The sequence below is a fragment of the Angustibacter sp. McL0619 genome (genome assembly GCF_049994355.1).
In the GTDB taxonomy this organism is placed as follows: Bacteria; Actinomycetota; Actinomycetes; order Actinomycetales; family Angustibacteraceae; genus Angustibacter.
The window spans coordinates 4,149,595-4,163,226 of record NZ_CP188257.1 but is presented as its reverse complement, the minus strand read 5'-3'; the positions used below and the strand labels follow the sequence as shown (position 1 = coordinate 4,163,226).

The 13,632-nt window shown below is 70.0% G+C and carries 14 protein-coding genes, 2 tRNA genes and 1 pseudogene; 12 read left to right on the top strand and 5 right to left on the bottom strand.

The window, feature by feature from the left end:
- Positions 1 to 169 precede the first annotated feature (169 nt).
- The 3 genes and pseudogenes from ACPPVT_RS19500 (at position 170) to ACPPVT_RS19490 (ending at position 2,617) form a co-directional block, all read left to right on the top strand.
- Positions 170 to 1,387: an alpha-hydroxy acid oxidase gene (locus tag ACPPVT_RS19500; RefSeq protein WP_426563201.1), complete on the top strand. Its 1,218-nt coding sequence runs from the start codon at positions 170 to 172 to the stop codon at positions 1,385 to 1,387.
- Positions 1,388 to 1,535: 148 nt separating this feature from the next.
- Positions 1,536 to 1,622 (top strand): annotated as a pseudogene (locus ACPPVT_RS19495) (carbohydrate ABC transporter permease); the annotation flags it as partial.
- Entirely contained in the window at positions 1,619 to 2,617 is a 999-nt protein-coding gene (locus tag ACPPVT_RS19490; RefSeq protein WP_426563199.1) for a zinc-dependent alcohol dehydrogenase family protein, read from the top strand. The pseudogene ACPPVT_RS19495 and the gene ACPPVT_RS19490, both read left to right, overlap by 4 nt.
- A gap of 7 nt (positions 2,618 to 2,624) precedes the next feature.
- Here the strand turns inward: ACPPVT_RS19490 and ACPPVT_RS19485 are convergent, their stop codons facing one another.
- Together ACPPVT_RS19485 and ACPPVT_RS19480 are read right to left on the bottom strand one after the other, a co-directional pair.
- A complete protein-coding gene (locus ACPPVT_RS19485; protein ID WP_426563197.1) occupies positions 2,625 to 3,845 on the bottom strand; it encodes a type II toxin-antitoxin system HipA family toxin in 1,221 nt (406 codons plus the stop codon).
- Positions 3,842 to 4,090, bottom strand: a complete 249-nt coding sequence (locus ACPPVT_RS19480; protein ID WP_426563195.1) for a helix-turn-helix transcriptional regulator — start codon at positions 4,088 to 4,090, stop codon at positions 3,842 to 3,844. Before ACPPVT_RS19480 ends, ACPPVT_RS19485 begins: the two co-directional genes overlap by 4 nt.
- A gap of 202 nt (positions 4,091 to 4,292) precedes the next feature.
- On the opposite strand from ACPPVT_RS19480, the gene ACPPVT_RS19475 reads away from it, so the two are divergent.
- The 9 genes from ACPPVT_RS19475 to ACPPVT_RS19435 all read left to right on the top strand — a co-directional run bounded on the left by ACPPVT_RS19475 (position 4,293) and on the right by ACPPVT_RS19435 (position 9,712).
- Positions 4,293 to 5,390, top strand: coding sequence for an LLM class flavin-dependent oxidoreductase (locus tag ACPPVT_RS19475; protein WP_426563193.1), 1,098 nt, complete (start codon positions 4,293 to 4,295; stop codon positions 5,388 to 5,390).
- Positions 5,387 to 6,001 (top strand): FMN reductase, encoded by a 615-nt coding sequence (locus ACPPVT_RS19470; protein ID WP_426563191.1) that lies wholly within the window; start codon positions 5,387 to 5,389, stop codon positions 5,999 to 6,001. Before ACPPVT_RS19475 ends, ACPPVT_RS19470 begins: the two co-directional genes overlap by 4 nt.
- A 60-nt stretch (positions 6,002 to 6,061) precedes the next feature.
- Positions 6,062 to 6,134: transfer RNA gene (locus tag ACPPVT_RS19465), tRNA-Thr, on the top strand.
- Between the two features lie 45 nt (positions 6,135 to 6,179).
- Positions 6,180 to 6,256, top strand: a tRNA-Met gene (locus ACPPVT_RS19460).
- Positions 6,257 to 6,337: 81 nt separating this feature from the next.
- Positions 6,338 to 6,508 (top strand): 50S ribosomal protein L33, encoded by a 171-nt coding sequence (gene rpmG, locus ACPPVT_RS19455; protein ID WP_426567209.1) that lies wholly within the window; start codon positions 6,338 to 6,340, stop codon positions 6,506 to 6,508.
- An 87-nt stretch (positions 6,509 to 6,595) separates the two neighbouring features.
- On the top strand, positions 6,596 to 7,036 hold the full coding sequence (locus tag ACPPVT_RS19450; RefSeq protein WP_426563189.1) for an FAS1-like dehydratase domain-containing protein: 441 nt from the start codon (positions 6,596 to 6,598) through the stop codon (positions 7,034 to 7,036).
- Entirely contained in the window at positions 7,036 to 7,485 is a 450-nt protein-coding gene (locus tag ACPPVT_RS19445; protein WP_426563187.1) for a MaoC/PaaZ C-terminal domain-containing protein, read from the top strand. The genes ACPPVT_RS19450 and ACPPVT_RS19445 overlap by 1 nt, the downstream gene beginning before the upstream one ends.
- Positions 7,482 to 8,666 carry an MFS transporter gene (locus ACPPVT_RS19440; RefSeq protein ID WP_426563185.1) on the top strand — a complete coding sequence of 395 codons (1,185 nt, stop codon included), beginning with the start codon at positions 7,482 to 7,484 and terminating at the stop codon, positions 8,664 to 8,666. Before ACPPVT_RS19445 ends, ACPPVT_RS19440 begins: the two co-directional genes overlap by 4 nt.
- Entirely contained in the window at positions 8,663 to 9,712 is a 1,050-nt protein-coding gene (locus ACPPVT_RS19435; RefSeq protein ID WP_426563183.1) for a UDP-N-acetylmuramate dehydrogenase, read from the top strand. The genes ACPPVT_RS19440 and ACPPVT_RS19435 overlap by 4 nt, the downstream gene beginning before the upstream one ends.
- A gap of 12 nt (positions 9,713 to 9,724) precedes the next feature.
- Here ACPPVT_RS19435 and ACPPVT_RS19430 read toward each other — a convergent pair whose 3' ends face one another.
- The 3 genes from ACPPVT_RS19430 to ACPPVT_RS19420 form a co-directional block, all read right to left on the bottom strand.
- Positions 9,725 to 10,330, bottom strand: a complete 606-nt coding sequence (locus ACPPVT_RS19430; protein WP_426563181.1) for a dihydrofolate reductase family protein — start codon at positions 10,328 to 10,330, stop codon at positions 9,725 to 9,727.
- Positions 10,331 to 10,397: 67 nt separating this feature from the next.
- The gene (locus ACPPVT_RS19425) at positions 10,398 to 10,862 is read right to left on the bottom strand and encodes a YybH family protein (RefSeq protein ID WP_426563179.1); all 465 of its coding nucleotides are present in this window, start codon (positions 10,860 to 10,862) and stop codon (positions 10,398 to 10,400) included.
- Positions 10,863 to 11,170: 308 nt separating this feature from the next.
- Positions 11,171 to 13,555, bottom strand: a complete 2,385-nt coding sequence (locus ACPPVT_RS19420) for a TIM-barrel domain-containing protein (protein WP_426563177.1) — start codon at positions 13,553 to 13,555, stop codon at positions 11,171 to 11,173.
- Between the last annotated feature and the right edge of the window lie 77 nt (positions 13,556 to 13,632).

Genomic DNA, 13,632 nt, shown 5'->3' with positions numbered 1-13,632 from the left:
GCGGGCTCCTCGAGTGTCAAGGCCTCAGCCAGCAGAACGTGGCGCCAGCCACGGAGAGACAGGAGTTGTCGTCAGGCGACGAGACCCAGGCTTCGGTTGATACGATTTAATCGGCCCGCTAGCCTCGCGGTTGGACAGCGCCAGCCGCGACCAGACAGGGAGGCTCCCGGTGAAGCGTCGAATGCCCAGCCCGCACGATCTCGCACCGCTGCTGCAGTTCAGGTCGCCGGAGCTCAACGCGACGTCCCGGCGCCTGCAGCGCTGTCACACGATCGCCGACCTGCGCGTGGTCGCCAAGCGGCGCACGCCGCGCGCCGCGTTCGACTACACCGACGGCTCGGCGGACGGCGAGGTGACGCTGGCCCGCGCCCGGCAGGCGTTCGCGGACATCACCTTTCATCCCGCGATCCTGCGCGACGTGTCCAAGGTCGACCCGTCGGTGGACGTCCTCGGACGCAGCTGTGCACTGCCCTTCGGCATCGCCCCCACGGGCTTCACCAGGATGATGCAGACCGAGGGTGAGGTGGCCGGCGCCACCGCCGCGGAGGCGGCGGGCATCCCGTTCTCCCTGTCCACCATGGGAACCACGTCGATCGAGGACGTCGCCGCCGCGGCTCCGCACGGGCGCAACTGGTTCCAGCTGTACATGTGGAAGGACCGGGACCGTTCGATGGCCCTGGTCGAGCGTGCCGCCGCCGCCGGGTACGACACCCTGTTGGTCACCGTCGACGTCCCGGTCGCGGGCAACCGGTTGCGGGACGTGCGCAACGGCATGACGATTCCGCCTACCCTCACCCCGCGCACGGTGGTGAACGCCATCCCGCGGCCCGCGTGGTGGGTCAACTTCCTGACCACCGAGCCGCTGGCGTTCGCCTCGCTGGACCGCTGGTCCGGCACCGTCGCCGAGCTGCTGAACACCATGTTCGACCCGAGCGTCACCTACGAGGACCTGGCCTGGATCAAGACGCAGTGGCCCGGCAAGCTGGTCGTCAAGGGCGTGCAGAGCGTGGACGACGCCCGCCGCTGCGCGGACGTCGGAGTGGACGCAGTGCTGCTGTCCAACCACGGCGGCCGCCAGCTCGACCGGGCGCCGGTGCCGTTCCACCTGCTGCCGGACGTCGTCCGCGAGGTCGGTGCGGATGTCGAGGTGCACCTGGACACCGGCATCACGAGCGGCCAGGACGTCGTGGCGGCGCTGGCCTATGGAGCCAGGTTCACGTTGGTCGGCCGGGCCTACCTCTACGGGCTGATGGCCGGCGGCCGAGCCGGGGTGGACCGCGCGATCCAGATCCTGAGCAGCGAGATCGTCCGGACGATGGCCCTGCTCGGCGTCCAGTCCGTCGACGAGCTCACCCCGGCGCACGTTTCGCGCTGGCGGCGGCGTTGACCCTCGCGCCCGTTCGCAGCGGTACGAGCGCGCCCGAACGGGCTTGGCGAATCGGACATCTCGGTGTCCACTGTGAGCACGGTCATCACGAGGTGGGACCGCCGTCGAGCCCTGGGAGGGTTCCGTGGAGGCATCAGAGCGTCACCACCTGCTGGTCGACATCCCGGTGCTGTTCGCCGGGTTCGCGGCGCAGGACAAGCTGGTCCAGGGCCTGTCGCTGAGGGCGCTCACGTGAGGGCCGTGGTGATCAGCGGGGTCGACCAGGTCGAGATCGCCGACCTCCCGGACCCGACCCCGGGACCGCGAGAGGTCGTCGTCCGGGTCAGCGCCTGCGGACTGTGCGGCACCGACCTGCACATCCTCAAGGGCGAGTTCGCCCCGACCCTGCCGGTGGTGCCCGGCCACGAGTTCGCCGGCGAGGTGGTCGCGGTCGGGACGTCGGTCGACGCCGCGGACGCGATCGCGGTGGGGGACCGGGTTGCGGTCGACCCGTCGCTGTACTGCTTCGAGTGCCACTACTGCCGCCTCGGCCGGAACAACCTCTGCGAACGCTGGGCGGCGATCGGGGTCTCCACTGCTGGTGGTGCGGCCGAGTACGCGGTCGCACCGGTGGCCAACTGCGTCAAGCTGCCGGAGCACGTGCGCACCCAGGACGCTGCGCTGATCGAGCCGCTGTCTTGCGCCGTGCGCGGATACGACGTGCTCGCCGGCCAGCTCGGCTCGAGGGTGCTGATCTACGGTTCGGGGACGATGGGCCTGATGATGCTCGAGCTGGCTAAGCGGGTCGGCGCGGTCAGCGTGGACGTCGTCGACCTCAACCCGGAACGGTTGGCCACGGCGGTGCAGCTGGGCTGCGACCTGACCGCGGCTTCGGCCGACGAGATCGAGCGTCCCTACCTGTGGGACCTGGTGGTCGACGCGACCGGCAACGAACGTGCGATCCAGGATGGGTTGGGGCGGGTCGGCAAGGGCGGCACGTTCCTGCAGTTCGGCGTCTCGGACTACGCGGCGCGGGCCACCATCGAGCCCTACAAGATCTACAACCAGGAGATCACCATCACCGGCTCGATGGCGGTGCTGCACAGCTTCGAGCGGGCGGCTGAGCTTTTCGCCGCGGGCCTGCTGGACCCCGACGTCTTCATCAGCGACCGGCTGCCCCTGGAGAAGTACGCCGACGCCCTGGCCCTGTTCGCCGCCGGCAAGGGACGCAAGATCCAGGTCCTGCCGTAGCAAGGCACTAGCTGAGCGCGGTCCGATGCCGTTGGCGCAGCGACCGGACGATGTCCCGCACGACCTGGCTCGAGAACGGCAGCGCGCCGCCCTCGATCTCGTCCGCGATGGTCTGCGTGGCTCGCAGCACGTCGTCGAGCGTCCGCTCGGCCGCGCGTTCGGGAACGCCGACGCTGCCCGCGAACTCCAGCAACGACTTGCGCGACAGGCCTTTTCGCCGGCCTGCCATAGCAAGCGCGAGGGTGTGGTCGCGGTAGGGAAGCGTCGAGGGCAGGTCATACGCGGGCGACACTCGCCACTCTCCTGAGGCTGTGGCCAGCACGGAGAGGTTCTTGGCATGCACGTCCCCGTTGCCGGTCAGCCAGGCGAAGCACAGCTGGCGAAAGATCTCACGCGCCGCGACCACCTGGGAGGCGCAGACCTCGCTCAGACCTCGGGTAACTGCCTCGGCGGTGACGCGGTACTTGTCCGCAGGGTAGATGCCGAGCACCTGGCCGGCGTCCTCGACGGCCAAGGCCAGGGTGCTGCCGTCGGGCCCGGCCACCCGGTCGAATCGTTGCACCAGCAGCCCTGGCCGCCCCGTCGCATCGTGGACCACCTCCGCCTGGACGACGGGCCAGCGGGCGCCGGCGGCGCGGCCGAGGAAGTAGGCCTCGTTCTCGACCACGTGGGGGTACTCCGGAGGGTCGACCTTGAGGATGTAGCGCCGGCCAGCCTGGGTGACCGGGACCGAGAGCATCCGAGCCGATGCCTTGTCCTGTACGCCCGCGAGCGCGACCGGATCCACGATGCCGGCAGCGTCGAGCACATCGGCGAAGCGGACCTCGGCAAAGGAGCGGTCGACGGTGATGAGTGCCTCGGCGGCCGTGGGCTGCTCGCCCGACGGCACGACCTGGACGTCGCCGACGGCGTCGCGACCGACGGCGAGCAGGAGCGTCAGCTCGTCGTCCGACGACGTCTTGACGGCCTGGCGCAGGCTGGTGAGCCGGCGCCCTTCGGGTAGCAGGCCGGCGAAGTACGGCGGCACCGCCCCCCCGCTCGTCACGACCGGCTGGTCGCTGGCGGGCAGGCTGGTGGCGACCGACGATCCATCGCCAGCCAGGTAGTCCGCGTCGTAGGCGAAGCTGATCGTGCCCTGACCACGTTGCAGCCGAGCGGCCAGCCGGCCGGTCTTGTAGACGTCGGCGGCGGTCACGTCGACCAACCGCCCGAGCGCGGGCTGAGTCACTGCCGCACCTGCGCACGGAGCTCGAGGCCCAGCGCGTCAAGCACGGCCAGCAGCTTGTCCAGCCGTACGGTCGGCTTGCCCTTCTCCAACGAACCGATGAATCGGGTGGACGTGCCGGCCAGTTCGGCCAGGTCCTGTTGGGCAAGCTGGAACTCGCGGCGCCGGCTGCGCACGTCCCGGCCGAGGGCTGCCGCGTCGAGCGGGCCTGTGGACTCCACGCGCTGCCCCTTCGATGAACTCGGCATGATCGTGCTGATATGTGTCAGCGTAGCCGGTTGGATGGAGGATTTGCAGGAATTCGGCACGATCGTGCTGGCAGGAGCCGCCTTGGGTCCTGATGGGCCCCCATGAGCCAGGAGATCAGCACGATCATGCCGAATCACGTCCAGGAATAGGCGACCCGGCCCTTTAGTTGACTGGACAACTATGCAATCCAAGGAGCAGCGCATGCAGTTTGGGATCTTCAGCGTCGGCGATGTCACGCCCGACCCCACCACGGGCCGCACGCCCACCGAGGCGGAGCGGATCCAGGCAATGGTGACCATCGCCAAGAAGGCCGAGGAGGTCGGCCTCGACGTCTTCGCCACCGGCGAGCACCACAACCCGCCGTTCGTGCCGTCCTCACCGACGACCATGCTCGGCTTCCTGGCCGCGCAGACCGAGCGGATCATCCTGTCCACGTCCACGACGCTGATCACCACCAACGACCCGGTGAAGATCGCCGAGGACTACGCGATGCTGCAGCACCTGGCCGGCGGTCGCGTCGACCTGATGATGGGCCGGGGCAACACCGGCCCGGTCTACCCCTGGTTCGGCAAGGACATCCGCGACGGGCTCAACCTGGCGGTCGAGAACTACGCGCTGCTGCGTCGGCTGTGGCGCGAGGACGTCGTCGACTGGCAGGGCAAGTATCGCACCCCCCTGCAGGGCTTCACCTCGACGCCGCGACCGCTGGACGGCGTACCCCCGTTCGTCTGGCACGGCTCGATCCGCAGCCCGGAGATCGCCGAGCAGGCCGCGTACTACGGGGACGGCTTCTTCCACAACAACATCTTCTGGCCGATCGAGCACACCCAGCAGATGGTCGCGTTGTACCGCAGGCGTTTCGAGCACTACGGGCACGGCAGCGCCGACCAGGCCATCGTGGGTCTGGGCGGTCAGGTGTTCATGCGGGCGAACAGCCAGGACGCCAAACGCGAGTTCCGGCCGTACTTCGACAACGCCCCGGTCTACGGTCACGGCCCGTCGATGGAGGAGTTCACCGCGCAGACGCCGTTGACCGTCGGCAGCCCGCAGGAGGTCATCGACCGGTACGCCGGCATGCGCGAGGCGGTGGGCGACTACCAGCGCCAGCTGTTCCTGATGGACCACGCCGGACTGCCGCTGAAGACCGTCCTGGAGCAGCTCGACCTCCTCGGTGAGCAGGTCGTGCCGGTGCTGCGTCGCGAGCTGGCCATCGGACGTCCGGAGCACGTTCCGGACGCCCCGACGCATGCCTCGCTGCTGGCCGCGCAGCGCAGCGACGCGGTGGTGGTGCCGGTATGAGTACCCGATCGCTCGTCGTGGTCACCGCCGGCCTGAGCCAGCCGTCGTCCACCCGGCTGCTCGCCGACCGGCTGGCGGCCGCCACGTCCCGGGCGATGGCCGAGCGCGGCGAGGCGGTCGACGTCCGCGTGGTCGAGCTGCGTGAGCTGGCGAACGAGCTGACCAACCACCTGCTCACCGGGTTCCCGTCCGGCGCGCTGGCCGAGGCCGTCGAGGCGGTCCGCACCGCGGACGCCCTGATCGCCGTCACGCCGATCTTCAACGCCTCGTACAGCGGCCTGTTCAAGACCTTCTTCGACGTGCTCGACGAGGGCTCGCTGGACGGCGTCCCGGTGCTCCTCGCGGCCACCGGCGGCACGGCGCGGCACTCCCTCGCGGTGGACTTCGCCATGCGCCCGCTGTTCGCCTACCTGCGGGCGGACGCCGTCGCGACCGGGGTATTCGCCGCGTCCGAAGACTGGGGCTCGGCCGGCCGGCACGGCCCCCTGGGACGTCGGATCGAGCGGGCCGGCGGCGAGCTCGCAGCCGCGGTCGCGGGCCGCCCCAGGGTCCAGCGCGTCGACCCGTTCGACGAGCCGACCCCGTTCGAGCAGCTCCTGGCCGGCGGCTGAGCAGGGCCCGTCCGGTCGATTTCTCGTGGGCGCCTGGCACCGTGTACGCTCGTCGGCGCTGCCCCAATAGCTCAGTCGGTAGAGCGTCTCCATGGTAAGGAGAAGGTCTACGGTTCGATTCCGTATTGGGGCTCTGGTGGGTCCCCGCCGCCCGGTCCGGGCGGCGGGGGACCTGCATGGCGGGGTAGCTCAGGTGGTTAGAGCACACGACTCATAATCGTGGTGTCGCGGGTTCGAGTCCCGCCCTCGCTACCAGGCCGTTTGGAGAGCGACCCCCTCCTCACGTACCCTTGTGCAGTTGTCTTAGTCCGAAGACCTTCGAAAGTGAGTAGTCCCGTGGCCAGCAAGTCCACCGACGTCCGCCCCAAGATCACTCTGGCGTGCACGGAGTGCAAGGAGCGCAACTACATCACCAAGAAGAACCGGCGCAACGACCCCGACCGGCTCGAGCTCAAGAAGTACTGCCGTCGCGAGAAGCGCCACACGCTGCACCGCGAGACCCGCTGACCGCGGTCCACGACATTCCGGAGCGGCCGTCCCCACCAGGGGGCGGCCGCTTCGTCATGTCTCAGGCGTGCCGGTAGCGTGAGCGCCATGGTGAACCCAGCCGTCGCCGGGCGGCAGTACCCGCCCACGCCCGCCTATGAGGTCGGCCGCGAGAAGATTCGCGAGTTCGCCGAGGCGACCGGGCCGCACCCGGCCAGCACCGACCCCGAGGCGGCCCGCGCGCTGGGCTACCCGGACGTGATCGCGCCGCCGACCTTCGCGGTGATCATCGCCCAGCGCTGCGACGCCCAGCTGGTGCGTGACCCCGAGGCCGGCATCGACTTCAGCCGGGTGGTGCACGGCGAGCAGAACTTCACCCACCACCGGCCGATCGTGGCCGGCGACCGGCTGGTCGCGGTGCTGCACGTGGACAGCGTGCGCTCGGCGGGCGGGCACTCGATGGTGACCACCCGCAGCGAGATCGCGACCGAGTCCGGCGAGGCGGTCTGCACCGCCACCTCAACCATCGTCGTGCGGGGAGGCGAGTGATGACGCAGGTGAGCACGCCGACGTTCGACGCGGTGGCGGTGGGGGACGAGCTGCCCACCCAGACCTTCACGCTGTCGCGTGCCGACCTGGTCCGCTACGCGGGTGCCAGCGGCGACCTCAACCCGATCCACTGGAACGAGCGGTTCGCCACCGAGGTCGGACTGCCCGGCGTCATCGCGCACGGCATGCTCACCATGGCCACCGCGGTGCGGGTGGTCGTGGACTGGGTGGGCGACCCGGGTGCCGTCGTCCAGTACGGCGTGCGTTTCACCAAGCCGGTCCCGGTACACGACGTGGACGGCGCGCAGGTCACGATCAGCGGCAAGGTCGCAGTGCTGGACGACGAGGCGCGCACCGCACGGGTCGACCTGACCGCGACCACACCCGGACCGGACGGCGCGCCGCTGGCAGTGCTCGGCCGAGCTCGAGCCGTCGTCCGGCTGGCATGAGCGTGGCGCCCGGCGCGGCCCGCGCGCGGGTCGCGGTCACGACGGTCTTCGCGCTCAACGGCCTGATCATGGCGACCTGGATCTCGCGGATCCCGGCGATCCGCGACGACCTCGGCCTGTCGTCGTCCAGCATCGGTCTGATCCTGCTCGCGATGTCCGGCGGGGCCGTGTTGGCGCTGCCGTTGACCGGGGCCGTGGTCATCCGGCTGGGAGCGGCCGGCACGGTGCGCGTCGGCTCGGTGGTGTGCGTCAGCGGCCTGCTGTTGGTGGGACTGGCCGGTTCGGTCCAGATGCTGGTGCCTGGGCTCTTCCTGGTCGGCTTCGGCTCCGGTGCCTGGGACGTGTCGATGAACGTCGAGGGGGCCGAGGTGGAGCGCCGGCTGGGCCGCGCGATCATGCCGCACTTCCACGCCGCGTTCAGCATCGGCACCGTGGTCGGGGCGTTGGTCGGCGCCGCCGCCAACGCGGCAGGGGTCTCCACCGCCGTGCATCTGGCGGTGATCGCGGTGCTGGCCGGTGGCCTGACCCAGGTGGCCTGCGGCTCGTTCCTGCCCGAGGCCGAGGTGGTCGCCGCCCTGACCCACGAGGAGAAGCCGAAGCGGCGCAACCCGCTCGAGGCCTGGCTCGAGCCGCGCACCCTGGCGGTCGGGCTGCTGGTGCTGGCCTTCGCCTTCACCGAGGGCTCGGCCAACGACTGGCTGGCCCTGGCGTTCCGTGACGGCTACGGCGTCTCGAACGCGAACGCGGTGCTCGGCTTCGCGATCTTCGTCAGCTCCATGACCGTGGGGCGGCTGGTCGGCACCCGGTTGCTGGACCGCTACGGCCGCGTCCTGGTGCTGCGCGGCACCGCGTTGCTGGCTGCGTGTGGCCTGCTGCTGGTGATCGTCGGCGGATCGGTCGCGGTGGCCGCAGTGGGTGCCGTGCTGTGGGGGCTCGGCGCCTCGCTCGGCTTCCCGGTGGGCATGAGCGCTGCCGCCGACGACCCGGAGCACGCGGCTGCCCGGGTCAGTGTCGTGGCCTCGATCGGCTACACCGCGTTCCTGGCCGGTCCGCCGCTGATCGGGTTCCTGGCCGACCACGTAGGGGTGCTGGACGCGCTGTACGTGGTGCTCGGTGCGCTGGTGCTCGGCATGCTGGTGGTCGCCGCGGCCCGAGAGCCGGTGCCGGAGCGCTCGCCGTGAGGCTGGCCGAGCTGACCACGCTGCGCGTCGGGGGCGTCGCCGACCGGTTGGTCACGGCCTCGACCACCGACGAGCTGGTGGACGCCGTCCGCGAGGTGGACGACGCGGACGAGCCGCTTCTGCTGCTGGCCGGCGGTTCGAACCTGCTGGTCAGCGATGAGCCGCTGCCGGGCACCGTGGTCCGGGTCGCGACGTCCGGGGTGGTGGTTGAGTCGGCGGACGGCTGCGGGGGCGTGAACGTGCGGGTCGCCGCCGGCGAGCGCTGGGACGACCTGGTCGCTCGGGCGGCCGCCGAGGGGTGGGTCGGTATCGAGGCGCTGTCCGGTATCCCGGGCTCGGTCGGTGCGACCCCGATCCAGAACGTCGGCGCCTACGGCCAGGAGGTGTCCCAGACCATCGCGCAGGTGCGGGTGTGGGACCGGTACGGCCAGCAGGTGCTCACCGTGGCGAACGCGGACTGCCGGTTCACCTACCGGCACAGCGCCTTCAAGGGCACCGACAGGTTCGTGGTGCTGGACGTGCTGTTCCAGCTGCGGCTGGGCGACCTGTCCGCGCCGATCGGATACGCCGACCTGGCTCGCGGGCTGGGCGTCGAGCTGGGTGCCCGGGTGCCGCTCGCTGACGCCCGGACGGCGGTTCTGGATCAGCGCCGCAAGCGCGGCATGGTGCTCGACGCGGCGGACCACGACACCTGGAGCGCCGGGTCGTTCTTCACCAACCCGATCATGTCCGAGCCGGCGTTCGCCGAGCTGCGGGGGCGGGTGCAGTCCGCGTTGGGCGCCGAGGTCGAGCCGCCGGCGTGGCCGGGCGAGCAGGGCACCAAGACCAGTGCGGCCTGGCTGATCGAGCGGGCGGGCTTCGGCAAGGGGTTCGGCCTGCCGGGGCCGGCCGCCCTGTCGACGAAGCACACGCTGGCGCTGACGAACCGCGGCGGCGCGGCGGCGGACGACCTGGTCGGGCTCGCCCGTCAGGTGCGCGACGGCGTCCAGGACGCGTTCGGCGTCACCCTGGTCAACGAGCCGGTGCTGGTCGGCCTGACGCTCTGATCGGGGGTCTCGTCAGCGCTTGATCGTGTAGCGGATGTGGGTCGCCCACTGCGAGGCGTAGACCCGGTCGATCTCAAGGTCGACGTCCTGCTCGAACCCCTCGAAGAGCCGCTTGCCGCCACCGAGAACCACGGGCGAGATCGAGAGGGCCAGCTGGTCGACGTGGCCACCGGCGAGGGCCTGGCGGATAAGGTCCGCGCCGCCGGCGATCGAGACGTCCTTGCCGTCGGCCTCGGCCCGGGCCTGCTCGAGCGCTTCGGCGAGGCTGTCGACGAAGGTGAAGCCGGTGGCCGGATCGGGCGCGTCTTCGATGCGGTGGGTGAGCACGAAGAGCGGGCCCGGGAACGGGTTCGTGCCGCCCCACGCCCCGGCGGCTTCGTACATCCCGCGCCCGCAGATGCCCGTTCCGAGCCCGGCGGTCAGGTCGTCGTAGAACTCCTTGTCGATGCCGTCCATGCTGCCGAACTCACGCTCGGCCTCGTAGGTCCACGGGCCACCGAACACCCAGTAGTGCAGCCGTTCACCGCCTGCGCCGAGGCCGCGACCGGGCGCGTCATCGGGCCCGGTGATGTACCCGTCGACCGAGATCGTGATGCCTGCGATGACCTTGCCCGCCATGGTTCTGCCTCCTGGTGATGGGTGTGCAGCTAGAGACCCGGCGCCGCGCCTGAAGTCATCGGCCCGTTCAGGTGTCGAGCCCGCGAGCGAGTTCCGCGAGGTGTTCGAAGGGGATCTGTCTCACCAGTGGGTCGGCGTGGCGGTGGACCAGCTGCCACCGGTCGCCGGCGCGCCGGAACACGAGCGTGACGCGCAGCGACAGGTCCTGGTCGGGCAGGCCGCCGGCCTCTCCGTGCTGTCGCTCCACCGCTACGAGCACGGCGAGGTCGCCGGAGACGTAGGTCTGCTCCACGTCGAGCCTGGCCTCGCCCGATACGAAGAAGCTCCGCGTCGACTCGGCTGCCGCCTCGGTGTACTCGAACCCACGTCTGGTCTCGCCGCCGTAGGGCGGCATCAGGGTGTAGTCGTCACCGTGGTCGAACTCGGCCACGTACGAGCGAAGGTCTCCCCTGATGTACGCGTCAACTGCCTGGTTCATCCCTCGAACCAGGTCGGCTACATCCTGGTCGGTGATCGCAGCGTCGTCCGCCATCCCGACATGGTCCCACCATCGGCTCGCGAGGCAGCCCGGCGGCGTCGGCCGTCTGCCGTGGTCCTAACCGTGGCCGCCGGGGCCGTGGGAGAGGTTCTTGGGGCGGCCGTTCATCCGGCTCGCGACAGTTCCCCGTGCCACCAGCTTGGCGCGCCGCTTGGCCCTGCGCTCGCGTCGCCAGGTCCTGAACCTCGTCAGCATTGGTACCTCCCAACCCTCCAAGACCAGTGGCGGGTGCCCGCGGCCGGGCGGATGACCGATGGTCTCGCCGGCGGCCGAGCCCCGCAAGACCCCTCCGGAATCTGGGCTCACGGCTGGGTCGCCAGGAACTCGGTAAGGGCGCTGAGGAGTGCAGCGGGCAGTCCCATCGCTTGAAGCTGTGAGACCTTGCCGACGGCGTTGTCCTGCGAGGAGATGACGTTCCACGCCGCCCACTTCCGGTTGTAGTCCCACTGCGCCGAAGCCAGCACGTCGAAGACTCTGGACTGCGTGTCCGTCGTGGACGGCGACCAGGACCCGGTCAAGCTCAGCTGCAGCTCGACGTCGGTCGGGGCGTCGGTCAGGGTGACGGCGAGCGCGTCGCCAAGACGCGTGATGGTCGGATCCTCAGCTGGGCCACTCACCGCGACGGACTCGACATCGACCACCCCGAGAAGTCTCACGACCCACGTCCGGGTCGACGGCACGACGGCAGTGTCGGTGGCCGCGCCGATGGTCAGCACCCCCTGCGCATCGTCCCAGTCCAGACGCGTCCTCGACGTGGGGATCGTCTCTGCGGAGGTCCCGGTCCCGTCGTCCTCGACGAGTTCGCGGGTGCCACTTGCGCCCGGCAGGAGCAGGAGCTCGATCGAGTCCGGGTTCGCGTCCGCGCGGGTGCCCGCGTCACCGGCGAGCGGAAGTACCGCTCCGGCGGCCAGCAGCACGGGAATCGATCTCTGGTCGCGGTGCAGGACGATGTGCTGCCCGCCGGGCGGTATCCGGTAGACCGTGCCGGTGAAGATGTCCGCCCACAGTCCGGCCGGCAACCACGCCGTCGTCGACCCCTTGAGCGTCACCTCGTCGTTGGGAGCGGTGATGGCCGCGACCAGCAGCGAGTCGCCGAACATGAACTGGCGTGGGACCTCGTACGCGGCATCGACCTCGGGATGCCCGTAGTACATGGGCTGCACGAGTGGATCCCCGTGCGCGGCCCGGTGGTTCATGGTGTGCAGGTAGGGCACGAGCCGGTGCCGGAACCGCAGGGCGCTACCGATTGCCGAACGGCTTTCGGGCGGGTACGCCCACGGTTCCTTCTGCAGGAACGGGTTTGAGGAGGAATGGAGGCGGTTGATCGGTGAGAACACGCCGAGCTGGGCCCAGCGGACTGCCAGCTGGTCGTCGCGTACACCGTGCTGATGGCCCCCGATGTCGTGGCTCCACCAGCCGTATCCGATGTTCGAGGCCGTCGCGGTGAACTCTGGCTGGAAGCGCAACGAGTCCCAGGTGATCAGGGCGTCGCCGGAGAAACCGACCGGGTAGCGATGACTTCCCGGTCCCGCGTAGCGAGAGAAGGTCAGCCCGCGGCGACCGCCGCGACCCGAGTCGACGAAGTGCAGGTAGTTCAGCACCCACAGCGGGTCGACGTTCTTGACCTTGGACACGTGGCCCTGCTGCCAGTCGATCCACCAAAGATCGACTCCTTGCTCCTCGAGCGGGTGGTGCAGAACGTCGAGGTACGCCTCGGCAAAGCGTGGGTCTGTGATGTCGAAAGGCACCCGAAGGTCGCTGGATGCATCGACGTCCATCGCATCGCACATGGCGCGGTAGCCGTCCTCGAAGGGCTGGACCCCTTCGTGCGGGTGCACGTTGAGCGAGACGCGCAGTCCCCGGCGATGAAGTTCGGTCAAGAACGCCTCCGGGTCCGGGAAGAGCGTTGGCTCCCAGCTGTACCCGGTCCATCCGGTCCCGTACCTTTCCGGCACGGATCCGACCCGGTGCCAGTCCATATCGAGCACCGCGACGGAGAGGGGGACCCCTTCGGCGTCGAAACGGTCGAGAAGCTCGACGTAGTCCTCGGCGCTGTAGGCGTGGTAGCGGCTCCACCAGTTGCCCAAGGCCCACCGCGGGATGACGGGCGGTGGCCCAGAGACCGCGTAGAGGGCCCGGACGGCGGCCGGGTAGTCGCGGCCGTAGGCGAACACGTACACGTCCACCCGTCCCTCGACCCGTGGCGCGATCCAGCCGTCGCTGGTGAAGACGAAGCTCTCACTGTCGTCGATCACCGCGACACCGTCGCGGGACGCAACGCCGGGCTCGAGCGGGATGGCGCCGTCGGCGTCGTCCAGGGTTCGTCCGGTGCCGCCCAGGGTGCTGGGGGTGGTGCCCCAGCGCCAAGTGGCCGCATGGTCGCTGACCTTGCCCCGGACCTGGACGCCAAGCCCTGAGGTGCTGAAACGCTGCCGGTCCCAGGTGAGGTGCAGCCTGTCGGTCACGATCTCCAGCTGCCCAGCGGTCTCATGGACCTCGAACGGCGGGGTCTCCAGGTCGCGGTCAACGGCGAACGTCGAGGCGCGGTCCTCGAAACCGCCGTCGTCGCTCCATTCAAGACGCACGAGGCCGCTGAGAAGCACCGTGATGCGCCAATGATCTCCCTGCAGCATCGAGGCGGCTCGGGCCTGCGGGCGAGACTCGGGAAGGGAGAAGCGAGGGGTCATGTCGTTCCTTGGGTGTGCGCGGTCAAGCTCGGTCGCGAGTCCACGCTGGCGCGAGAAGCAGGAACAAGCAAGATGAT